This is a genomic window from Aeromicrobium duanguangcaii, from assembly GCF_024508295.1.
GTDB classification, from domain to species: domain Bacteria; phylum Actinomycetota; class Actinomycetes; order Propionibacteriales; family Nocardioidaceae; genus Aeromicrobium; species Aeromicrobium duanguangcaii.
On sequence record NZ_CP101990.1, the window covers coordinates 2,357,829 to 2,378,569 of the forward strand.

General features: G+C 70.8%; 22 protein-coding genes. 7 read left to right on the top strand and 15 right to left on the bottom strand.

The window, feature by feature from the left end; translation table 11 throughout:
* The first annotated feature begins 12 nt into the window (after nucleotides 1-12).
* The gene (locus tag NP095_RS11665) at nucleotides 13-648 is read left to right on the top strand and encodes a TetR/AcrR family transcriptional regulator (RefSeq protein ID WP_232418725.1); all 636 of its coding nucleotides are present in this window, start codon (nucleotides 13-15) and stop codon (nucleotides 646-648) included.
* Nucleotides 645-881 (top strand): DUF3107 domain-containing protein, encoded by a 237-nt coding sequence (locus NP095_RS11670; RefSeq protein ID WP_232418724.1) that lies wholly within the window; start codon nucleotides 645-647, stop codon nucleotides 879-881. The genes NP095_RS11665 and NP095_RS11670 overlap by 4 nt, the downstream gene beginning before the upstream one ends.
* A 96-nt stretch (nucleotides 882-977) precedes the next feature.
* On the opposite strand, the gene NP095_RS11675 is transcribed toward NP095_RS11670, so the two are convergent.
* On the bottom strand, nucleotides 978-1,676 hold the full coding sequence (locus tag NP095_RS11675) for a ferritin-like fold-containing protein (protein ID WP_232418723.1): 699 nt from the start codon (nucleotides 1,674-1,676) through the stop codon (nucleotides 978-980).
* Between the two features lie 171 nt (nucleotides 1,677-1,847).
* Between NP095_RS11675 and NP095_RS11680 the strand changes: the two genes are divergently transcribed.
* Complete coding sequence (locus tag NP095_RS11680; protein ID WP_232418722.1) at nucleotides 1,848-3,293, top strand: DEAD/DEAH box helicase; 1,446 nt, start codon at nucleotides 1,848-1,850, stop codon at nucleotides 3,291-3,293.
* A gap of 27 nt (nucleotides 3,294-3,320) precedes the next feature.
* Here NP095_RS11680 and NP095_RS11685 read toward each other — a convergent pair whose 3' ends face one another.
* Both NP095_RS11685 and NP095_RS11690 read right to left on the bottom strand, forming a co-directional pair.
* Nucleotides 3,321-3,986 carry a L,D-transpeptidase gene (locus NP095_RS11685; protein WP_232418721.1) on the bottom strand — a complete coding sequence of 222 codons (666 nt, stop codon included), beginning with the start codon at nucleotides 3,984-3,986 and terminating at the stop codon, nucleotides 3,321-3,323.
* A gap of 89 nt (nucleotides 3,987-4,075) precedes the next feature.
* On the bottom strand, nucleotides 4,076-4,834 hold the full coding sequence (locus NP095_RS11690; RefSeq protein ID WP_232418720.1) for a ParA family protein: 759 nt from the start codon (nucleotides 4,832-4,834) through the stop codon (nucleotides 4,076-4,078).
* A 130-nt stretch (nucleotides 4,835-4,964) separates the two neighbouring features.
* Here NP095_RS11690 and NP095_RS11695 point away from each other — a divergent pair, with 130 nt between their 5' ends.
* Complete coding sequence (locus NP095_RS11695; protein WP_232418719.1) at nucleotides 4,965-5,723, top strand: SDR family NAD(P)-dependent oxidoreductase; 759 nt, start codon at nucleotides 4,965-4,967, stop codon at nucleotides 5,721-5,723.
* Between the two features lie 7 nt (nucleotides 5,724-5,730).
* Nucleotides 5,731-6,564 carry an alpha/beta fold hydrolase gene (locus NP095_RS11700; RefSeq protein WP_232418718.1) on the top strand — a complete coding sequence of 278 codons (834 nt, stop codon included), beginning with the start codon at nucleotides 5,731-5,733 and terminating at the stop codon, nucleotides 6,562-6,564.
* Nucleotides 6,565-6,579: 15 nt separating this feature from the next.
* Here the strand turns inward: NP095_RS11700 and NP095_RS11705 are convergent, their stop codons facing one another.
* The 9 genes from NP095_RS11705 to NP095_RS11745 all read right to left on the bottom strand — a co-directional run bounded on the left by NP095_RS11705 (nucleotide 6,580) and on the right by NP095_RS11745 (nucleotide 13,420).
* Nucleotides 6,580-7,221: a TetR/AcrR family transcriptional regulator gene (locus NP095_RS11705; RefSeq protein WP_232418717.1), complete on the bottom strand. Its 642-nt coding sequence runs from the start codon at nucleotides 7,219-7,221 to the stop codon at nucleotides 6,580-6,582.
* A gap of 5 nt (nucleotides 7,222-7,226) precedes the next feature.
* The gene (locus tag NP095_RS11710; RefSeq protein WP_232418716.1) at nucleotides 7,227-7,625 is read right to left on the bottom strand and encodes a hypothetical protein; all 399 of its coding nucleotides are present in this window, start codon (nucleotides 7,623-7,625) and stop codon (nucleotides 7,227-7,229) included.
* A 262-nt stretch (nucleotides 7,626-7,887) separates the two neighbouring features.
* Nucleotides 7,888-8,172: a transcriptional regulator gene (locus tag NP095_RS11715; protein WP_232418715.1), complete on the bottom strand. Its 285-nt coding sequence runs from the start codon at nucleotides 8,170-8,172 to the stop codon at nucleotides 7,888-7,890.
* On the bottom strand, nucleotides 8,169-8,597 hold the full coding sequence (locus NP095_RS11720; protein ID WP_232418714.1) for a hypothetical protein: 429 nt from the start codon (nucleotides 8,595-8,597) through the stop codon (nucleotides 8,169-8,171). Before NP095_RS11720 ends, NP095_RS11715 begins: the two co-directional genes overlap by 4 nt.
* Nucleotides 8,598-8,681: 84 nt before the next feature.
* Entirely contained in the window at nucleotides 8,682-9,506 is an 825-nt protein-coding gene (locus NP095_RS11725; protein WP_232418713.1) for a PHP domain-containing protein, read from the bottom strand.
* 10 nt (nucleotides 9,507-9,516) lie between these two features.
* Entirely contained in the window at nucleotides 9,517-10,116 is a 600-nt protein-coding gene (locus tag NP095_RS11730) for a histidine phosphatase family protein (protein ID WP_232418712.1), read from the bottom strand.
* Between the two features lie 4 nt (nucleotides 10,117-10,120).
* On the bottom strand, nucleotides 10,121-11,155 hold the full coding sequence (locus NP095_RS11735; protein WP_232418711.1) for a MaoC family dehydratase: 1,035 nt from the start codon (nucleotides 11,153-11,155) through the stop codon (nucleotides 10,121-10,123).
* A 46-nt stretch (nucleotides 11,156-11,201) separates the two neighbouring features.
* A complete protein-coding gene (locus tag NP095_RS11740; RefSeq protein ID WP_232418710.1) occupies nucleotides 11,202-12,512 on the bottom strand; it encodes an endonuclease/exonuclease/phosphatase family protein in 1,311 nt (436 codons plus the stop codon).
* A 119-nt stretch (nucleotides 12,513-12,631) separates the two neighbouring features.
* The gene (locus NP095_RS11745) at nucleotides 12,632-13,420 is read right to left on the bottom strand and encodes a sulfotransferase (protein WP_232418709.1); all 789 of its coding nucleotides are present in this window, start codon (nucleotides 13,418-13,420) and stop codon (nucleotides 12,632-12,634) included.
* A 197-nt stretch (nucleotides 13,421-13,617) separates the two neighbouring features.
* On the opposite strand from NP095_RS11745, the gene NP095_RS11750 reads away from it, so the two are divergent.
* Nucleotides 13,618-15,390, top strand: a complete 1,773-nt coding sequence (locus tag NP095_RS11750; protein ID WP_232418708.1) for a glycosyltransferase — start codon at nucleotides 13,618-13,620, stop codon at nucleotides 15,388-15,390.
* Here NP095_RS11750 and NP095_RS11755 read toward each other — a convergent pair.
* The gene (locus NP095_RS11755; RefSeq protein WP_232418707.1) at nucleotides 15,377-17,968 is read right to left on the bottom strand and encodes a glycosyltransferase; all 2,592 of its coding nucleotides are present in this window, start codon (nucleotides 17,966-17,968) and stop codon (nucleotides 15,377-15,379) included. The two genes, NP095_RS11750 and NP095_RS11755, sit on opposite strands and share 14 nt — an antisense overlap.
* Nucleotides 17,969-18,063: 95 nt before the next feature.
* Between NP095_RS11755 and NP095_RS11760 the strand changes: the two genes are divergently transcribed.
* Nucleotides 18,064-18,948 carry a TylF/MycF/NovP-related O-methyltransferase gene (locus tag NP095_RS11760; protein ID WP_232418706.1) on the top strand — a complete coding sequence of 295 codons (885 nt, stop codon included), beginning with the start codon at nucleotides 18,064-18,066 and terminating at the stop codon, nucleotides 18,946-18,948.
* A gap of 10 nt (nucleotides 18,949-18,958) precedes the next feature.
* Here NP095_RS11760 and NP095_RS11765 read toward each other — a convergent pair whose 3' ends face one another.
* A complete protein-coding gene (locus tag NP095_RS11765; protein ID WP_232418705.1) occupies nucleotides 18,959-19,435 on the bottom strand; it encodes a general stress protein in 477 nt (158 codons plus the stop codon).
* Nucleotides 19,436-19,515: 80 nt separating this feature from the next.
* Nucleotides 19,516-20,709 carry an acyl-CoA dehydrogenase family protein gene (locus tag NP095_RS11770; RefSeq protein ID WP_232418704.1) on the bottom strand — a complete coding sequence of 398 codons (1,194 nt, stop codon included), beginning with the start codon at nucleotides 20,707-20,709 and terminating at the stop codon, nucleotides 19,516-19,518.
* Between the last annotated feature and the right edge of the window lie 32 nt (nucleotides 20,710-20,741).

Consider the following 20,741-nt stretch of genomic DNA (forward strand, 5'->3'; position numbering starts at 1 on the left):
TAGGGTTGGGGCGTGACCCAGACCCCAGAGGCCCGGCCCCGCGCGGGACGTCTTCCCCGCACCGCGCGCCGGGCCCAGTTGCTGGACGTCGCGCTCGACGTCTTCGTGGAGCAGGGCTACCACGCCGCGTCGATGGACGAGATCGCCGAGCGCGCCGGTGTCTCCAAGCCCGTGCTCTACCAGCACTTCCCCGGCAAGCTCGACCTGTACACCGCCCTGGTCTCCAGCGCGGTCGACACCGTGATCGAGGGCGTGCGCTCGGCGCTCGCGTCCACGCAGGACAACTCCGAGCGCGTCCAGGCCACCATGCGCCTCTGGTACGACTGCGTCGCCGACCAGGAGAAGGCGTTCCGCCTCGTCTTCGAGTCGGACCTGACCAGCGATCCCGAGGTCAGCGGCCTGGTCGACCGGGTCACGTCCGAGTCCGCCGCCGCCATCGCCGAGGTCATCGTCGAGGACACCGGCCTGTCGCGTGGCGCCGCCGAGCTGCTCGCCGCCGGCCTGGTCGGCATGGGCCATGTCGGCGCCCGCGCCTGGCTGTCCGGCGCCTCCGGCCTGACGCGCGACGACGCCGTCACCCTCGCCTCCACCCTCGCGTGGCGCGGGATCGGCGGGTTCCCCAAGCCCACCAACGAAGGAGATGAGTGACCGTGGAGGTCAAGATCGGCGTCCAGAACGCCGCCCGTGAACTGTCCGTCGAGACCAACGCCGAGCCGGACACCGTGCTCGCGACGCTGAACCAGGCGCTGAAGGACGACTCGCTGTTCACCGTCACCGACAGCAAGGGCCACACCGTGGCCGTGCCGGCCGACAAGGTCGCCTACCTGTACTTCAACGCCGACAGCGGCCGCAAGGTCGGCTTCGGCCTGACCAGCGCCTGACCCCAGGCCCCCGTCCGAGATCTGCTCCTGATCTCACCTTTGCGCCCCGCGCAGAGGTGAGATCAGGAGCATTTCTCGTGTCAGGCGGAGTTCGTGTCAGGCGTCGAGGCCGAGCCGGGACATGCGCTCGGTGTGGGCCTCGGTGATGCGCGCGAACATGCGTCCGATCGAGGCGAGGTCGAACCCGCCGGGACGGTCGGCGGCGCCCACCACGACGGCTGTCAGGACGTCGCGCTCGGCGACGACCATCTGGGCCTGGCTGAGCGCCTCGCCCATGAGCCGGCGGCCCCACAGCGCGAGCCGCCCGCCGACGCGCGGGTCGGCCGCGATGGCCTCGCGCACCTGACCGACGACGAACTCGCTGTTGCCGGTCTGGCTCATCGTCTCGAGCACGAGCTGGCGGGTGTCGGCGTCGAGGAAGGCCGCTATCTCGCGGTAGAAGTCCGCGGCGAGCCCGTCGCCGACGTACGCCTTCAGCAGGCCCTCGAGCCAGTCCGACGGCTCGGTCCGGTTGTGGAAGCGGGCGAACGTCGAGCGGAACGACTCCATCACCTCGTAGGGGTCCTCCCCCATCTCGATGAGGCGATCGCGCAGCTTCACGAAGTGGCTCCACTCGGCCGCCGCCATCGTCAGCAGCGAGTCCTTCGTGGACAGGTCGGGCGCGTCCTGGGAGTCCTGGTTGAGCTGCTCGACCGCGCTGAGCTCGCCGTAGCTCAGCAGGCCCAGCAGCTCGACCACACCGGCTCGGTAGTCGGGATCGTCCAGGGGGCCGCCGGTCGTCGGGTCGGAGGTCATGACCGGGACTGTAGCGCGGCGATCCCCCGTGGCCTGGCCCGGAGCGATAGACTGGCGGGGTATTCGCCGATCCTGCCTCGCAGGATCCCAGCCATTTCCGAGATCCGCTGACAGTAGATCGCACACAGAAACCAGAGCAGACCCCTGACTACCTTCACTGAACTGGGCGTCATGCCCGAGATCGTCGACGCCCTCACCGACAAGGGCATCATCGAGGCCTTCCCCATCCAGGAGATGACCCTCTCGGTCGCCCTGATGGGCACCGACCTCATCGGCCAGGCCCGCACGGGCACCGGCAAGACCCTGGCGTTCGCCATCCCGGTCATCCAGCGCACCGTCGCCCCGAACGACCCCGACTTCGACCAGCTGGCCGCCCCCGGCAAGCCGCAGGCGCTCATCGTGGCCCCGACCCGTGAGCTGGCGATCCAGGTCGCCGGCGACGTCGCGACGGCCTCCAAGAACCGCGGCACGCGCAACCTCACCATCTACGGCGGCGTGCCCTACGAGCCGCAGCTCGAGGCGCTCGAGTCCGGCGTCGACATCGTCGTGGGCACGCCCGGCCGCATCCTGGACCTGGTCAACCGCGGCGCGCTGGACATCAGCCACGTCAAGTCGCTGGTCCTGGACGAGGCCGACGAGATGCTCGACCTGGGCTTCCTGCCCGACGTCGAGTCGATCCTGGCCCGCACGCCCGAGACCCGCCAGACGATGCTGTTCAGCGCCACGATGCCGTCCTCGATCGTCACGCTGGCGCGCAAGCACATGCACCACCCGATGAACATCCGCGCGGAGTCGGCCGAGTCCGGCCAGACCGTGCCGGCGACGAGCCAGTTCGTCTGGCAGGCGCACGACATGGACAAGCCCGAGGTCGTCGCCCGCATCCTGCAGGCCGACGACGTCGAGCGCGTGGTCATCTTCACCCGCACCAAGCGCCAGGCCCAGCGCGTGGCCGACGACCTGGCCGACCGTGGCTTCCCGGCCTCGCCGCTGCACGGCGACATGGCCCAGAAGGCCCGTGAGAAGGCGCTCGACGGCTTCCGCGAGGGCAAGGTCAGCATCCTGGTCGCCACCGACGTCGCCGCCCGTGGCATCGACGTCGCCAACATCAGCCACGTCATCAACTACACGTGCCCCGAGGACGACAAGACGTACGTCCACCGGATCGGCCGCACCGGCCGCGCCGGCGCCACCGGCATCGCCGTGACGTTCGTCGACTGGGCCGACCTGCAGCGCTGGAAGCTCATCAACAAGGCGCTGGACCTGCCCTACGACGAGCCGATCGAGACCTACTCGACCTCGGACCACCTGTTCCAGGACATGGGCATCGACCGCAACGTCAAGGGACGGCTGAAGCCGCCGGCGCCGAAGGAGCCCCGCTCCGAGGGTGGCCGCGACGGCCAGAAGCGTGACGGCCGCAGCGGTGGCCATGACCGCGACCACAGCCGCGACGGTGGCTCGCGCCCCGCTGCCGGCTCGACCGAGAAGCAGACCGAGCGTCGCCCCCAGGCCGCGTCCGACGAGCAGGTCTCGGGCGAGGGTCAGGCCCGTCGCCGCCGCCGCCGTCGCACCCGTGGCGGCAAGCCCGCCGAGGGCGCGCCGCAGGCCGCAGCCGACTGATCGACCCTCAGGCCGACCGTCGTCGTCTCATGCCGTGACGACGACGGTCGTGCCGTCCGGGGCCCAGTCCCACAGGTACTTGGCGTCGGACTTCTTCTGCCGGATGCACCCGGCCGACAGCGGCTGCCCCAGCTGCTCGACGGTCTGCTCCGGCTTGCCGTTGTTGTAGACCGGGATCGCGTGGAACCCGATGGGCTCGCTGAATCCGGTGGCGAAGCGCACGAAGTACTCCATCGAGCCGGTGTAGTCGAAGCTCGTGGCGTGCCGCTGACGCGACTGCACGGCGTACGTGCCCGTCTTGAGGTTGTCGAACCGGCTGCCCGAGACCAGGTACGTCCGGTCCACGGTCTCGTCCGCCTCGATCAGCCACACGCGCTGGTCGGACTGGTCGAACACGATCCGGCGGCCCGTGCCGGAGTTCGCCGGAGGCGCGGGATCGGTCTTCACGGGGGCCGCCTCCTTCGGGGCGGTCTCGGCCACCGGCGCGGGAGCGGGCGCCGGAGCCTCGGTGACCGCGGCCACCGTGGGCAGCACGGCCTCGGCGACGGCGGCGCCCGTACGGGTCTGCGTCGCGGCCGCGTCGGTCTCGGGCAGGACGAACGACACGACGGCCACGGTGGCGGTCAGCACGAGCGCTCCGGCCAGAGCGGTCACCCGGCCGAGTCGCACACGGGTCGGGGGCGGGGAAGCCATGTCCTCCACGGTAGGCGCGACCCGGCGACGATGGCCGACTTCGCGCGGCCTCCGCGTGGCGGATCCGCCGTCCTGGGGCCCCTGCAGCGTCATCGTCCCGCCATCAGCACACGGGCGACGTCGCGGTAGGCCTCGGCACCCTTGTGCGAGCGCGCCGTGCTGAGGATCGTGCGGCCGATCGCGGGCGCCTCGGCGAACCGGATCGTCTTGGGGATCGGCGGGTCGATGACCTCGAGGCCGTACGTCTCGCTGATCGCCGCCAGCACGTTGCGCGCGTGAGCGGTGCGACCGTCGTACATCGTGGCCAGGACGCCGCGGATGACCAGATCGGGGTTCGTGAACCGGCGCACGTCGTGGATCGTGTCGAGCAGCTGACCGACGCCGCGGTGCGACAGGGTCTCGGCCTGCAGCGGGATGAGCACCTCGTCGGCCGCCGAGAGGGCGCCGACCGTCAGCACGCCGAGGGCGGGCGGGCAGTCCAGCACGATCCAGTCGTACTCGTCGGCGATCTTCGCCAGAGCGACCTTGAGGCGCTGCTCGCGCCCCGTCCGGGTGACCAGGTTCTCCTCGGCCTCGGCCAGAGCGACGGTCGCCGGCAGGAGGTCGAGCCCCTCCTCGGAGGTCACGAGGGCGTCGCGCACGACGGCCTTGCCCAGCAGCACCTCGGCCACGCTGACCTCGAGCTCCTCGGGGTCGATGCCCAGCGAGAACGTCAGGCTGCCCTGGGGGTCCAGGTCGACCAGCAACACCCGCTGCCCCGCCTGGGCCAGTGCGGCCCCGATCGACGCGACGCTGGTGGTCTTGGCGACGCCGCCCTTCTGGTTGGCCAGGGCGAGGGTGGTGGTCACGCCGACATTGTGCCACCGACGAGGCCACCGCAGGAGCCTGCGACGAGCGGCTCTCATGAGATCACCGCCACGCCCGCACCTGGGGCCCCTCCCCAGCGGCGGACCGCCGCCGAACTGGCATGCTGGCTCCATGACCCGCACGGCCCTGATCACCGGCGCCACCGCCGGCATCGGCAACGAGTTCGCCCGGCAGCTGGCACGCCGGGGAACGAACCTCGTCATCGTCGCCCGCGACACCCAGCGTCTCGAGCAGGTCGCCGCCGACCTGTCGAGCTCCCACGGAGTCGACGTCGAGGTCATCACCGCCGACCTCGCGACGTCCGAGGGCACGGACCGCGTCGCCGACCGGCTCTCGGAGTCTGGCCGCCCCATCGACCTGCTGGTCAACAACGCCGGCGCCTCCCTGGCCGGCTGGTTCGGCACCACGGCCATCGCCGACGAGGACCGCCAGCTCGACCTGCTGGTGCGCGCGCCCATGCACCTCATGGACGCCGCCATCAAGTCGATGTCGGGACGCGGACGCGGCGGGATCATCAACGTCGCCAGCGTCGCGGCCTTCACCCCGCGCGGCGCGTACTCCGCGCACAAGGCGTGGCTGGTCAACATCTCGCAGTGGGCGAACTGGCACTACGCGGACGTCGGCATCACCGTGCAGGCCCTGTGCCCCGGCTTCACCCGCACCGAGTTCCACCAGCGCATGGGCGCCGAGATCGACAACGTCCCCCGCTGGATGTGGCTCCGAGCCGCCGCGGTCGTCAAGGGCTCGCTGCGCGACCTCGAGCGCGGCAGGGCCATCTCGGTCCCGTCGCTGCGCTACAAGGTCCTCACCTCGATCGCCCGTCATGCCCCGACCGGCGTCGTGGCGAACATCGCGAAGCGCGGTCGGTGACGCTGGCGTGAGCGTTCCGAAGACCCTCGAGATCCCGGAGGGCGTGGAGGTCACCCGCGTCGTCACCGCCCGCAGCGAGCACGCCGTGCACCGGATCAGTGCCGTCGGCGACCGCGTCGGGTCGATCCTGCTCGTGCCCGGCTGGACCGGCAGCAAGGAGGACTTCACCCCGGTCCTGCCGCTGCTGGCCGACCTGGGCTTCGACGTCGTGACCTACGACCAGCGTGGCCAGTACGAGTCCCCCGGAGACGTGGACGACGACTACTCGCTGGAGGGCCTGGCCGAGGACGCCCTGGCGCTCGCCGACGTCACGCTCGAGGACGACCGCTTCCACCTGCTCGGGCACTCGTTCGGCGGCCTGGTGTCCCAGACGCTCACGATCGAGCACCCCGATCGGATCAGGACCCTCAGCCTGCTGTGCACCGGCCCGGGAGCGCTCGGTGACACGCCCACCCGGCCGCTGCAGCGCCTGGTCACGGCGATCGGCAAGGTGCCGCTGCTGCAGATCCACGAGCTCCGCGAACAGGGCATCAAGCGGCCCGCCCAGATCACGGCCTTCCTGGCGAAGCGGTTCACGGCCAACGCCCCCGCCTCGCTCAAGGCGATGACCGAGCACCTGCTGGACGCCGAGGACCGCGTCGACGAGGTCGCGGCCACCGGGGTGCCGTGCTGGGTCGCCCGCGGCGAGACCGACGACGCGTGGCCGCACGACGTCCAGGCCGAGATGGCCGAGCGTCTCGGCACCGAGATCGTGATCCTGCCGTCGGCGGCCCACTCCCCCGGCGTCGAGGCGCCCGAGGAGCTCGTCGACGACTGGCGCGGCTTCCTGCTGTCCCACTGAGGGACTGGTCGCGGCTCAGCGCGAGCGGGTCCGGCGCAGCGTGCCGGAGACGGCGCGGCGCGCCACCGGGCCCAGACCGTCGAGCGCTCGCGCCATCGCGGCGACGGCGTCGAACGAGCGGTCGGAGTCGGCCTCGGTGCGCACGGGGTCGGTCAGCTCGAACCCGATGAACGCGGCCATCAGCAGGTCGGTGAACGCCTCGGGGTCGAGCACGCCCTCGAAGGGCGAGCCCTTGACGATCAGCCGCGACGCGACCCCGCTGAGCGGCTCGCGCCACAGCAGCAGCGCGTCCCGGGCGGCGCGCCCGATGCCCGGATCGGCCTGGGCCATCACCAGCGCCTGGCCGAGCACCGAGACGTGCCCGGCTCCGCGCTCCGCCTCCTGCACGTCGCGGGCCAGCTGCACGAGGTCCCCGTAGGACCGTGCCTGCTCGAAGCGCTCGCGGTGGAGCTCGACGCGGTCCCGCGTGGCGGTGACGCAGGCCTGCGCGACCAGGTCGGTCACGGAGCCGAAGTGGTAGAACACCAGACCCTGCGCCAGCCCGGCGCGCTGCGACACCGACCGGGCCGACACGGCGCTGATGCCGTCGGAGGTCATGACCTCGATGGTCGCCTCGACGAGGCGGCGCTTGGACTCCTCGGCTGACTTCGGCGGCACGGGGTTCAGTATGTCCGGGCGTACAGCGCGGCGCGGCGCAGGTGCGCCCCCCACGAGAGACGCAGGACGATCCACATGCTCGCCCCGGACACGGCGGCCGCGCCCGAGGCCCACCAGAACGCCTCGATCGGTCGAGCGTCGAAGAGGCCCACCAGAACGAACGACTCGACCCACGCGACGGCGGTGACCAGTGCCACGACCACGGCGAGCGCCCGCCGCGTCCCCTCGCGGGCCCGGAGCCGGGGCCAGAGCGCCACGCTCAGGACCGTGGGCACGACCCCCGCGAGGATTCCCACGGCGATGCCGAGCCACAGCCCGAAGACGGCCCAGACGACGATCAGCGCTCCCAGGACGTGCCATTCGAACGGGGATCCTCCCGCCACCTCGAGGCCATAAGCGACCACGAGGCAACCCAAGGCGCACACGCCGCCGGAGATCGTTGCCGCTGCCAGCCCACACAGACTGACCTGCAGGCGCGTCATGAGGCCGCCCCCACATCGGCGACGCGTCGCAGGCGTCGGTGGGCGATCCGTCGCGCACCACGCAGGTGCAGCCTCGACACGGCTCCCGCGACAGCGGAGGCAATCAGCCCCGCTCCCCACACATCCACCGGCCTCATGGCCACCGCCTTCGTTCTTGAGCACTCGCTCAAGAACGAAGATAGCACTACCCGACGATCGCGCGCAGCGCGGCGACGTGATCGCGGTAGGCCTTCTTCCCGGCCTTGGTGAACGCGGCCCAGGAGCGCACGCGTCCCTCACGCGCGCCCTTCGACACCTTGACGTAGCCGGCATCCTCCAGCGCCTTGACCTGCTTGCTCAGCACCGACTCACTGACGCCCAACTCGTCGCGCAGCAGCGCGAACTCGACCTTGTCGACGGTGTCCAACATCGCGCAGATCTGGAGCCGGTGCGGCGCGTGGATCAGCGGATCGAAGGTGCCCGCGCTCACGGCTGCTTCTCGATGCTGCGCACCCAGTCGGCGTCCCACGCCGGACCCAGGACCGCCCACGAGGCGGCGGTGACCACCGCGGCGACGGTTGCCGGCAGCGGCCCGAAGAACGCGACTCCCATCGAGACGAAGGAGATCCCCGCCATGAGCCACGCGCGCCAGGCGCCGGGCTCACGCAGGGTCGCCCACGCCACCGCGCCGGTGTGGCGGGTGTACCACTGCATCGCCCCGAAGACGATCAACAGCCCGGTGCCGTAGAGCACCCAGCGCGCCCACCCATCCAGGCCGAGACCGAGGATCACCAGCCCGACGCCGGCGCCGGCGAGTGCGTAGTAGCCCTTCGGGCTGGCCACCCGGTGCGCCGTGGTGCGGCGCGTCGCCGCGATCTGCTCGAGCGCCTCGCGCGCCTCGTCCCGTTCGTCCATGATCTCTCCTGAGCTCGACTTTCCGACATGGAAAGTCTACCTCGTGACTTTCCATCATGGCAAGCCGTCACGGAAAGTCGCAGATCAACCCAGCAGGCGCTCCAGCTCCGCCGGATCGGTGAGGTTGGCGCCGAGATGGAACTCCGGCCCCTTGCCGGTGCCGTGGTAGTCACTGGAGCCTGTCTTGGCCAGACCGAGATCGTCCGCGATGGCCGCGAGACCCGCGCGAGCCTGCGCGTCGTGGTCGGGGTGGTCGACCTCGATGCCGGCCAGCCCCGCCTCGGCGAGCTCGGCCAGGAGCTCGGGCGTGATCTTGGCGCCGCTGTCGCGGGCCCACGCGTGCGCGATGACGGGCTTGCCCCCGGCCGCGCGCAGCAGCCGGACGGCCTCGAACAGGTCGGCCGAGTACCGGCCGACGTACGCGGGCTTGCCCGGGACGAGCCAGTCGCGGAACGCCTCGTCGCGATCCTTGATGTATCCCTTGGCGATCATCGCGTCGGCCACGTGCGGACGGCCCCAGGCCGCGGCGTCGCCGGCGACGGCGAGCACCTCCTGCTCGGTCAGCGGCATGCCGAGCGCGGCGAGCTTCTCGAGCAGGCGCGGCAGGCGGTCGTTGCGCCCGCCCAGCACGCGGTGCAGCTCCTCGACCAACGGCTCGTTCGTCGGATCGAACTCGTACCCGAGCAGGTGGACGCTCAGGCCCTCGTACTGCGTCGAGATCTCGATGCCGCGGATGAGTCGCAGGCCCACCTCGTCGGCGGCCTCCTGCGCCTCGGCCCAGCCCTCGGTCGCGTCGTGGTCGGTCAGCGCGACGGCGTCCAGCCCCTCCAGCTTCGCCTTGCGGACGAGCTCGGCCGGGGTGTCGGTGCCGTCGGACCGGGTGGAGTGGGTGTGGAGGTCGATACGCACCCTACGAAGACTAAGGCCTGTCCTCCTCGGCCTCTTCGCGGACGTTCCACCGGATCACGACCGGCTGGCCGCGGTCGTCGCCCAGGACGGAGTACGTGCCGGTGTCCAGCAGGAACACCCGCCCGTCCGCGACCTCGAGGCCGAGCCAGCGCGCCGCGAGGACGCGCAGGGAGTGCCCGTGCGCGAAGACCAGGGTGCGACCGCCGAGCGACCGCGCCCGGTCCACGACCCGGTCGAGCCGCTCGGCCACCTGCTCGGGCGACTCCCCCAGGGGCGAGGGATGGGTCCAGACGGTCCATCCCGGCACCGTCTCGCGGATCTCCTCGGTCGTGACTCCCTCGTACTCGCCGTAGTGCCACTCGACGACGTCCTCGACGATCTCGGGATCGAACCCCGCCAGGTGCGCGGTCTCGAGGGCGCGCCGGCGCGGACTGCTCCAGACCCGGTTGAAGCCGACGCCGGAGAGCAGCGGGCGCAGCGCTCGCGCCTGCGCCCGCCCGGTCTCGGTCAGCTCCAGGTCGGTGAACGACGTGTGCCGCCACGTCCGGCTCCACTCCGTCTCACCGTGCCGCACGAGCCAGAGTTCGGTCTCCCCCACGGTCTGCTCCATGGACTCAGCGTGGCACGAGTGCCCAGTAGTCGAGGTCGAGCAGCACGCCGGGCGCGTACTTGCCGTCCTCGCCCTTGAGCGTCATCGACTCGTCGCGACCCTTCGTGGCCACCAGGCGCAGGCGCAGCGCACCGACGCCCGGCGCCGAGGTCTCGGCCTTGTCGAGCACCTCGCTCCAGGCGTAGACCGTGTCGCCGGCGAACGCCGGGGCCGTGTGCGCCCCGGCGTTGATGGCCGCGATCAGCTGGGCGTTGGCCAGTCCGTTGAACGACAGCGCACGCGCCATCGAGATGACGTGGCCGCCGTAGATCAGCCGGTTGCCGTCGGGACGGGCCTCGACGTTGAAGTGCACCTTCGCGGTGTTCTGCCACAGCCGCGTGGCCTGCTGGTGCTCCGACTCGGTCAGGGTCACGCCGTCGACGTGGTCGATCTTCTCGCCGACCTCGTAGTCGTCGAAGCGGTGCGGCTCTCCGGCCGCGGAGAAGTCGTAACCGGTGAAGTCGAGCCCCTCGGGGAGGATCAGGTCCTCGGGCGCGACGAAGGGCGCCAACTCGGGCACGACGGTCTCGGGCGCGGGCGCCTCGACGTTCCGCTTGTGCACCATGACCCAGCGGGCCCAGTCGATGACGACCTCGCCGCGCTGGTTCGTGGCGGTCGAGCGCACGTGGACGACGCCGGTCTTGCCGTTGGAGTTCTGCTTGAGCCCGATGACCTCGGACGAGGTCGAGATCGTGTCGCCGGGCACGATCGGCCGGTGGAAGCGGCACTCGGCGTACCCGAGGTTCGCGACGGCGTTGAGCGAGACGTCCGGGACGGTCTTGCCGAAGGCGACATGGAAGCCGATGAGATCCTCGACCGGGTGGGGGTCGAGGCCGACGGACGCGGCGAACGCGGCCGAGGACGGCACGGCGAACCGGGTCGGGTAGAGCGAGCCGTAGACCGCCCGGTCTCCCTCGGTGATCGTGCGCGGTGTCGCGTGGTCGATCACCTGCCCGAGAGTGAAGTCCTCGAAGAAGTTGCCCGGGTTCGTCTTGCTCATGTCGTCCTCACAGTCGCCGATGGTGCGGCACCATCATGGCGGATGCTCAGAACGCGAGCGTCGCGGCGACCATGTTGTGGTCCGACGGAGGGGTCACCCGGTACTTCGCGCGGCGCAGGTTCGCGTCCACGACGGTCTCCCAGCCACGGCCCAGGAAGCCCGACGTGAGGATGTAGTCGATCCGCACACCTTGGTGGCGGTAGTACGACTTCGCACTGGCGCCGCGCGGCCGCTTGAACCTCTTGTCCTTGAACATGCAGCGGTTGACGGCCGTGCCCGCCTTCTTGCCCGCCATCGCGTTCGAGGTGTTGTAGTACGCCGTGATCCGTCGGGTCACGTGCAACGGCACGCGTGGGTTGCCGACGGCGCCCAGGCTGCTGGTCGAGCCGACGGACCTGCACGACCCGCGCCACTTCGTGCTCTTGGAGCGGTACACCCGGCGGTCGGTGCCCAGCAGGTCGACCAACCCGCCCTTCGTCATGACGTCGGCGCCCGTCCTGGCCATCGTGCGCCCCGAGCTGTTCAGGTCACCGGTGACGACGACCGGCAGCGTCCGCCCGCCGTACGCCCGCACCTTCCGCACGACGGCCATCGCCTGCGCGGCCTGCTTTCGGCGGAAGGCGTTCGAGGCCGACGAGGTGATGGGCTTCCCGCGGTACTTCGCGTCGAAGTGGGTGTTCGCGAACGCGAACAGCTTGCCGTTCGCGTTCAGCCGGAAGACGGTCCAGTCGACGGTGCGCACGTTCGAGGTCGCTCGGGACAGCCGCGCCGAGCCCCGGCTGACCACGGTCATGACCCGGGAGTCGTAGATCGTGCGGTTGTCCGACGAGCTGCGGCCCGGCGCCGTGGTGCACGTGCGCCACGGTGCCTGCGCGCCCTTGTACGTCCCGTTCCAGACGGCGGGGTTGCGTCCCGTCGTCGGGCAGAACTCGCGATACGCGTTCGTCACCCGGTACGGCGCACCGGCGGTGCGTGCGTTCATCAGGTCGACGACGTGCTCGTACTGGCTGTAGTTGCGCTGGCCGAAGGCACGACGCTGCATCCACGCCTCCGAGGCCTCCTGCAGGCCGATGACGTCCGGGGAACAACGCAGGATCATGCCGACGAGGCGGTCGGCCCGCGCCTCCCACGGTGCCTGCGTGCGGGCGGAGCTGTTGTAGCCGGCGGTGTTGTAGGACGCGACCAGCAGAGGCGTGCGACCGGCGAGGCGGCCGCCCGCCGAGGTCTCGCGGACGACCTCACCGTGGGCGGCGCAGCGGGAGCCCGCGGCACCGGCGGGCGCCGTGACGCCCGGTCCCGCGAGCAGGCCGACGGCCAGGATCGAGGCCATCGCCACGGCGGCGGGGCGCAGACGCATGGAAACTCCAGTCTCGCGACTCCCCCGAGTCGCACCTGTCCCACTGTAGTTACTCCGGTTGCACCCGCACAGCCGATCACAGCAGCCCCATCACCGAGCCGGTGTGTTCAGGCGACGGGTCAGCCCACGGAGTGCCGGGTCGCCATGACCCGGTCGACCTGCTCGCGGTCGAAGGACTCACCCAGCCACTGGAACAGGCCCTCGAAGACGCCGGGGTCCGCGACGTAGTCGTCGTAGTGCAGCGGGTAGGTCAGGTCGCCCAGCTCGCGGTGCGCGCGCTCCAGACGCCCGTCATAGTCGGCCACCTTCGCCAGCGCCTCGTCGCGGTCGTACTTGGCCCACCACTTGCTCCTGACGACGTCCTCGGGGTTGCGCGTGTTCAGCACGAACCGCGCGCCGGGGAACACCTGTCGCGTGAACTCGAGCGTCTCGACCAGGTCGCGACGCCACCAGCGGATCTCCTTGAAGCCCGTGACCCGGGTGTCCGGCTCGGGCTTGATGAAGACCTGCTGCAGGTGGCGACGGACCGAGGCCGCAGCCTCGTCCGGCGAGTAGTTGTCCAGGCCGAACCACGGGTTGACCGGCTGGCTTCCCTGCTTCGTCCCGATCCGCTTCTCCATGCGGCGGTAGCTCTCGTGCATCCACTCCAGGGCGCCGTCGTTCTCACCCCGGATGAGGTACCCCGGAATGGAGTTCAACAGCCCCTGCAGGAGCGTCGAGCCGGTGCGGCCGTACGTCACGATGAAGACGTAGGAGTACTCCTTGTCGTCCCGCTCGATGCGCAACTGGCGCCGCAGGTCCTCGGCCTCGCTGCGCAACTGCCTCACCTCGGCCTGGAGAGCGTCACGGTCCTCCTTGAGGCGCCGAACGGCAGGGACCTTGAGGGCGACGTCCTTGGCGAGGGGCATGCCCTACACCGTACCGGCCGCCTCACCCGTCGCGAGACGATGGTCGCGGCCGGCAGGTTCCGTCCCCGGCCCGGTCCGCCCCCAGGCATCTCCGCGATCGCCAGAGTCTTTCCCTCGAAAAAACAGCGGTGTCCGGGCCGATTCGGCCCGCGCACCGGGATATCGTCGGGCACCGACCTGCGACACCGAGGAGCGCGATGGACACGCACGACCCGATCCTGTTGCCCGGCGGTCGGCAGTTCGCGGCCACGCACAACGTCCCGCACACCTTCGGCGGCATGACCTCGGCGCTGCTGCGCCGCAGCAGCGCCTTCGACTGGCTCGCCGACACCCCGGTCGACGTGGTCACCTTCACGTGGAACTTCGACCAGCCCGAGATCGAGGCGCACCTGCGCGCCCAGGGGATGCTCTCGGAGCGGGTCCGTGTGCGCAACGCCTGGTACGAGATGGGCACTGTCAAGGAGGTCCCGTCGGGCCTGTCGAACACCCGACAGGAGGCTCTCGGCGCCTTCGATCCGCTCGACGTCAAGCACGAGGTGCGTCCGGGAGTGCGCCGGCGCTTCAGCGACGAGGGCCGCGTCCTGCAGACCGACCTCCTGCGCCCCGACGGCTCCCTCGCGATCAGCGACCGACGAGACCCGCACGCCCGCGGCACGGTCGATGGCCGCTCCATCGTGCTGTGCGACGCCGAGGGCCGGCCCGTCGTCGGCTGGTCCGCGGTGCACGAGTTCTACCGCGCCTGGCTCGACCATGTGGTCGGCGGCGAGGAGGCCACCTTCATCGTCGACGGCAAGCGCGTCGTCCCGATCTTCGCCGACTGGCACAACCCCCACGCGAACCTCGTGCACCTGGTGCACGCCTCCCATCTGGCCCCCGGGGCACGCCGCCCGTTCGACCGGGTGGAGCGCACCCGCTGGAGGGCGCTGACCACCGTCACGGAGTGGGACGGGTTCGTCGTGCTCTCCGCCAGCCAGCACGCCGACCTGGATGCTCTGCTGCAGGTCGGCGATCGCGTGGACATCGTCCCGAACGCCACCAACCTCCCCGAGGGCGACCCGGCCGACCTCCTTCGTGACGACCGAGTCCCCACCGAGGGGGTCGCTGTCGGCAGCCTGAGCCCTCGCAAGCGCCACCAGCACGCGATCGCCGCCATCGCGCGCCTTCGCGACGCGGGCCTGGCGGTGTCACTCGACATCTACGGCCGGGGCCCGCAGGAGGAGCCGCTCACCGCACGGATCACCGCAGCCGGTCTCACCGAGCAGGTGCGCCTGCTGGGCTTCGACCGTGCCGCCGTCGAGCGCTTCGCCACGGCCTCCTTCTTCACCTTGACCAGCAGCGCCGAGGGATTCCCCCTGGTGATGGCCGAAGGGATGTCGCGCGGCTGCATCCCGATCGCCTACGACATCGCCTACGGTCCCGCCGACATCGTGGAGGACGGAGTCTCCGGGTTCCTGGTTCCGGCCGGCGACGTCGCCGCCCTCGCTGCGGCGATCGAGCGCGTCGTGACCATGCCGAGCCACGAGCGGGCCGCGATGCGCCGTGCAGCGGTCGCGTCCTCGCAACGGTTCGCCGACGGTCCGATCACGGCTCAGTGGGCCGCCGTCTTCGAGACCGCCCGGTCCCGGCGCCTGTCCCGGGGACCGGCGATCACCGTGAAGGTGCGCGAGCACCGACTGTCCCGCAGCGCGGACGGGATCCGTGCCGAGGTGTCGTTCACCGTCTCGGGCGCTCGCCGCAATGCCGACGTGAGCGCGGCCGTGCAGGTCAGGGAGAGGAATCGCTCGGTCCTGCTGCGCGCCGTCGGGCCCGTGCACCGCCGGCGCTTCTCGCGGGTCCGGCGCACGGTCGTCGAGCTGACGGGTCCCTCGGTCGAGTGGATCCCCGGCGGATGGCCGACTCAGGCCGTCCTCGAGGTCGAGGTCGAGGGCCGGGTCAAGCGCGTCATCCTCGGCCCGATCACCGAGGGCTGACCGGCGCCGCCGCCGTGGTGGGCCAGAGCTCCTGGCGCGCCACGTACGTGCCCGACCACGGCTTGGCGCGGTCGGCCCAGTGCACCAGGCTCGGCTCCTCGTCGAGGTGCTCGCGCGTCGGAACGTGAGCCCACTGCGGCGGCACCGCGGCACGATGTGGACCCGCGTAGAGGTGGAGCGCCTCACGCGTGGTGAGCCCGAACGCCCGCACGTGCGTCAGCATCTCGTCGGTGAATCCCTCGGCGCGCAGCCGCTCCAGGTCCAGCACCAGCACGGCGGTGTCGTACGCGTCGAAGTCGAACACGTGCCGGGCGTGCACCCTGCGGTAGAAGTCATAGGCCCCGTGCGGGTCGTCGTCGAGCCGCCGGGCCGCGTCGTAGAACACCTGGAACCCGCTCGCACCCGGCAACGTCGTGTCGCGGGCCGCCACGGCGTGCCCTCCCAGGTCGAGGCCGGCGAGCTCGGCGAGGTCGCCCAGAACGATCGCATCCATCGGCAGCAGCACGGCGCGACGCACACCGCCGAGCAGCTCGGGAACCAGCACCTCGACGGCCTTGCGCTCCGCAGCCGGGACCGACGTGGTGTCGACCCATCGCACCTCGTGTCCGGTGGGCGCGCTCACGCCGGGATCGGCCAGCGGGGCCAGCACGTGGAAGCGCAGCGGCCGCGAGCTCGCGGCAGCGGCGGCCGTCAGGAAGGTCGGCAGCCGCGCAAGGTCGCGCTCGGCGGCGACCAGCACCACGTCGACCGCGTCCGCTCCGACCGGCGCGTCCTGGACGGCCAGCGGCGCGACCAGCTCGGCGGCGCTCGCGCCGGGGGCGTCGAGCGCGATGACGGCATCGTGCCGGGCGCGCGCGGCGGCGACCTCGCCGGCGACGGTCTCGCGCCACAGCGCGTACACGTCGTCCTCTCCGGCGCCGGACAGGATCGCGGCGAGCACCGGCTGGAGCCGCTCGATCATCCGGGCGCGGATCGCGTCGAACTCCCGGTCATCGATGTCGTACAGCCCGTTGAACCGGATGTCGGCGTTGAACTTGGGCTGGAAGTCGACCGCGAGGCCCAGTGAGCGCGTCGGCAGGTAGCAGTGCAGGCGCATCGTCACGACGTCGGTGAAGTTGGTCCGGTACCACTCCAGCAGGGTGATCGCCTCGCGCATGTTCTCGATGAACGAGCGGCGCTTGACGATGGCACGGCTCTGCTTGATGTTGCGCTGGCCCTTCGGCACCGGCCCACGCACGTGGTCGACGTACACGGTGGCCGGCTCAGGACGCTCGCTCAGCTCGGGGAACACGGTGCTGACGCTCGTGGTGATGCACCCGGAGAAGAACGCCGGAACGTCCAGCGACAGCAGCAGGTCGACCGTCGTCCAGTCGCGGCAGCCGATGGGGCCGTAGGTGCGCAGGTACTCCAGTGACTCCTCGGTGAGCAGCGCGCGCTTGTTGCAGTGGAACGACACGAAGATCGGCCGCAGGTTCGGGTGCAGCGGGAAGTCCCAGACGCCCGACGCCAGCAGGTCGTGCATGTGCCAGCCGAACTCCAGCAGCCAGGTGCCCTCGGGGAAGGCCTGGAAGGAGGAAGCGTCGCGCTCCATCCGGTAGAGCTCGACGTCACCGGCGGCCGTGTCCAGCCGCAGCTCGGGGCGGACGCGCTGCTGCAGGTCGCCGAGCAGTTCGGGAAGGCCTTCCTCGCCGTGCCAGCGCAGGTTCTGGTGACGGGCGACGTGACCGAGGCTCGCGAGGGTCTGGATGTGGTCGCCGATGTTCTGTGACGTCTTGGTGCGGCCCGGCTGCACGTAGTCGATGACCGCGAACGGCACCCGGCCGGTGGGCGTCGGGAGGCTGCGTCCGCGGGTCGCGCCGCGCCAACGATCGATCCAGGTGATGTGCAGCTCGGCATCCGCCCAGCCCGGGGATCCGGTGGCCTCGTGGGTCGCGACGACCCGCTCGTGCAGGCGCGCGGTGAGCTCGGCATCGCCCGTCGGCCACACGTGGCGCAGGGCATCGAACCAGGTCTGCGTCCCGAGGTCGAGGTCCTCGGCGAGCCAGCGCTCGACGGTGGCCTGCGCTCGCTTGGGGTCGCAGGCGAACAGCGTGCCGACCAGCTCCAGGGGCGCGGCGGTCAGCGCCTCGGACTCCGTGACCTGCGAGAAGTGGTGGTCCGCCAGAGCGGTCAGCTTGCGGTGGTATGCGACGGTGGCGGCGGCCAGATGCCCCGGCGCGCCTCCCAGACGGGCGACCAGTGCGTCGGCGAAGGCCTGCCCGCGGGGCGCGCCCTGCCCGAGAACGATCTCCCGAGCAGCGCGTGCGTAGGCGACGGACGGCTCGGTGCCGGCGAGGAGCCAATCGGTCAGCGCAGGATCGCGCCGCTTGGCGACTCCGGCCACGGCGTCCTCGGGCACCTCACGAGGAGGCTTGCCCGGACGGCGGCCCTGCGCTGCGGCCAGCAGCTGCTCGTACGCCTGCGCCCACCGACGCGACTCGGCTCGCGCGTCGCGAACCTGCCCAGCCGAGGCCGCGGATGCGCCCGAGGGCCGGAGACGACGGGAGACGGCCGAACGAAGGTGCGAGAGGCGGTGCACAGGGCTCCTGGGACTGGACGAGCGGGACCCCTGCGGAGTCTACGGGCACCAGCCCGCGGACTTGCTGTGGCGGTGTGCGCGTTGATGGTGTTTGGATGTCGCCCATGGTGTCGCTGAGGGAGTTCGCTCGTGGTCTGACGCCGGGCTCGCGCCTGAAGGAGGCCGAGCGCGAGGTCGAGAGGCTGCGCCGGCGGGCGAAGTCCGACCAGCAGGAGGGGAACGAGCTGGCGCGCGAGCTGAAGCGCGCGCAGCGAGTCACCCAGAAGCTGCGTGCCCGGGTGGCCGCCCTCGAGGACGAGTTGCTCGACTCCCGGGTCCCCGAGCACGTCGCCGCCACGGTTCGCCGGGTGCGCGCCGAGCACCTGACCTACCTGGCGCTCCCCCACCTGTCGACGCTGGCGCGCGCGGTGCTCGACATCGAGGCCGACGGTGTCCCCGGCGCGCTCGTGGAGGCCGGCACGGCGCGGGGTGGCTCGGCCATCGTGATGGCGGCGGCGAAGTCCCCGGCTCGCCCGATGTACGTCTACGACGTGTTCGACCAGATCCCGCCCCCGTCGGATCGCGACGGCGCCGATGTCCACGAGCGCTACGCGACGATCGCGGACGGCCGGGCCCGGGGCGTCGGTGGCGAGCTCTACTACGGCTACCGCGACGACCTGTACGCCGAGGTGAGTGAGAGCTTCACCCGCCTGGGCGTCCCGCCCGAGACGTCGAGCGTCCAGCTGGTGAAGGGCCTGTTCCAGGACACGATCGATCTGGACGAGCCGATCGCGCTGGCCCACCTGGATGGCGACTGGTACGACTCCACGATGACCTGCCTCGAGCGGATCGCGCCGCTGATCTCACCCGGCGGGCGGATCGTCCTGGACGACTACTACGCGTGGTCGGGCTGCCGCGAGGCGGTCGACGACTACCTCGCTGCGCGCCCGGGCTTCCGTCGCGAGGCGCGCGGGCGCCTGCACCTGGTCCGCGAGGACTGACCCACGACGGTCAGAGTGTGGTCGCCGCTCCGGGCATCTCGCCCAGCAGGGTCTGGCCCTGCGCGAGGTACTTGTGCTCGACGAGCAGCTCGTACTTGCTCGGCAGGATGGTCTTGACGCTCGAGAAGTCGCGCTGCCCGCGGCTCATCGCGTACCCGACGGCGGCGATGATGGCGCCCCACACGACGCCCAGGATCACGCCGGTCAGGACCGCCTCGAGCCATTGCCCCTCGGCCGCGAAGATGCCCAGCAGCAGGCCGATCAGGAGGCCGAACCAGGCGCCGCCGGCGACACCGCTGAGGATCACCCGACCCCAGGTCAGCCGGCCGGTCACGCGCTCGAGCTGCTTGAGATCGGTGCCGACGATGAGGACGTTCTCGACCGGGAAGTCGTGGTCCGAGAGGTGGTCGACCGCCTTCTGGGCGGCCGCGTAGTCGTCATAGACGCCGAGCGACTGCGGGTACTCCAACGAGAAGATCTGGGCCATTTCCTCAGCCTAGACCCGCCAACGGGCGACGGCCCAGCATCACGGGGATGCTGGGCCGTCGACGACGCGGGTGCGTGGACTCAGAGCTTGTAGTCCTTGAGCAGGTTGCGACCGATGATCATCTTCTGGATGTCGGACGTGCCCTCGCCGATGAGCATGAACGCGGCCTCGCGGTAGAGGCGCTCGATCTCGTACTCCTTGGAGTAGCCGTAGCCGCCGTGGATGCGGAACGACGCCTCGACGACCTCGTTGCAGTACTCGCTGGCGAGCATCTTGGCCATGCCGGCCTCGACGTCCATGCGCTTGCCGGAGTCCTTCAGGCGGGCGGCGCGCACGACCATGGTGTGCGCGGCCTCGACCTTGGTGGCCATCTCGGCCAGGCGGAACAAGATGGCCTGGTGCTGGGCGATCGGCTTGCCGAACGTCTCACGCTGCTGGGCGTACGCGATGCCCAGCTCGAAGGCGCGGTTCGCGATGCCGACGGCGCGGGCGCCGACGTTGACGCGGCCGACCTCGACGCCGTCCATCATCTGGTAGAAGCCCTTGCCGGGCGTGCCGCCGAGGATCTGGTCAGCACCGATCTTGTGCTTCTCCAGGATCATCTCGGTCGTGTCGATGCCCTTGTAGCCCATCTTCTCGATCTTGCCCGGGACGGTGACGCCCTGAGCCGTCTCGCCGAAGCCGGGCTCCTTCTCGACCAGGAAGGTGGTCATGTTCTTGTAGACGCTGTCGGCGCCCTCGTCGGTCTTGGTCAGCACCGCGACCAGCGTCGACGAGCCACCGTTCGTCAGCCACATCTTCTGGCCGGTGATCTCGTACGAGCCGTCGTCGAGCTTCGTGGCCTTCGTGCTGATCGCCGCGACGTCCGAGCCCAGCGAGGGCTCGCTCATGCTGAACGCGCCGCGGACCTCGCCGGTGGCCATCTTGGGCAGGTACTTGGCCTTCTGCTCCTCGGTGCCGTGCTGGATCAGCATGTAGGCCACGATGAAGTGCGTGTTGATGACGCCCGAGACGCTCATCCAGCCGCGCGCGATCTCCTCGACCACCAGCGCGTAGGTCAGCAGCGACTCGCCGAGTCCACCGAACTCCTCGGGGATCATGAGGCCGAAGATGCCCAGTTCCTTCAGGCCCTCGACGATGTCGGTCGGGTACTCGTCCTTGTGCTCCAGGTCCGTCGCGACCGGGATGATCTCCTTCTCGACGAACTGACGCACGACCTTGAGGATCTCGACCTGCTCTTCGGTCAAACCCTCGGTACTGACAAGACGCCCCATGACGGTGCTCCTCGAATCTCGGTGGGAATCGG

What these genes read in the sequence shown, in the direction of transcription:
- NP095_RS11765 (WP_232418705.1), bottom strand. Translation starts at nt 19,435, where the DNA reads ATGGCCCAGATCTTCTCGTTGGAGTACCCGCAGTCGCTCGGCGTCTAT.
- NP095_RS11745 (WP_232418709.1), bottom strand. Translation starts at nt 13,420, where the DNA reads ATGCCCCTCGCCAAGGACGTCGCCCTCAAGGTCCCTGCCGTTCGGCGC.
- NP095_RS11730 (WP_232418712.1), bottom strand. Translation starts at nt 10,116, where the DNA reads ATGGAGCAGACCGTGGGGGAGACCGAACTCTGGCTCGTGCGGCACGGT.
- NP095_RS11675 (WP_232418723.1), bottom strand. Translation starts at nt 1,676, where the DNA reads ATGACCTCCGACCCGACGACCGGCGGCCCCCTGGACGATCCCGACTAC.
- NP095_RS11685 (WP_232418721.1), bottom strand. Translation starts at nt 3,986, where the DNA reads ATGGCTTCCCCGCCCCCGACCCGTGTGCGACTCGGCCGGGTGACCGCT.
- NP095_RS11750 (WP_232418708.1), top strand. Translation starts at nt 13,618, where the DNA reads ATGGACACGCACGACCCGATCCTGTTGCCCGGCGGTCGGCAGTTCGCG.
- NP095_RS11740 (WP_232418710.1), bottom strand. Translation starts at nt 12,512, where the DNA reads ATGCGTCTGCGCCCCGCCGCCGTGGCGATGGCCTCGATCCTGGCCGTC.
- NP095_RS11760 (WP_232418706.1), top strand. Translation starts at nt 18,064, where the DNA reads ATGTCGCCCATGGTGTCGCTGAGGGAGTTCGCTCGTGGTCTGACGCCG.
- NP095_RS11695 (WP_232418719.1), top strand. Translation starts at nt 4,965, where the DNA reads ATGACCCGCACGGCCCTGATCACCGGCGCCACCGCCGGCATCGGCAAC.
- NP095_RS11720 (WP_232418714.1), bottom strand. Translation starts at nt 8,597, where the DNA reads ATGGACGAACGGGACGAGGCGCGCGAGGCGCTCGAGCAGATCGCGGCG.
- NP095_RS11680 (WP_232418722.1), top strand. Translation starts at nt 1,848, where the DNA reads ATGCCCGAGATCGTCGACGCCCTCACCGACAAGGGCATCATCGAGGCC.
- NP095_RS11735 (WP_232418711.1), bottom strand. Translation starts at nt 11,155, where the DNA reads ATGAGCAAGACGAACCCGGGCAACTTCTTCGAGGACTTCACTCTCGGG.
- NP095_RS11770 (WP_232418704.1), bottom strand. Translation starts at nt 20,709, where the DNA reads ATGGGGCGTCTTGTCAGTACCGAGGGTTTGACCGAAGAGCAGGTCGAG.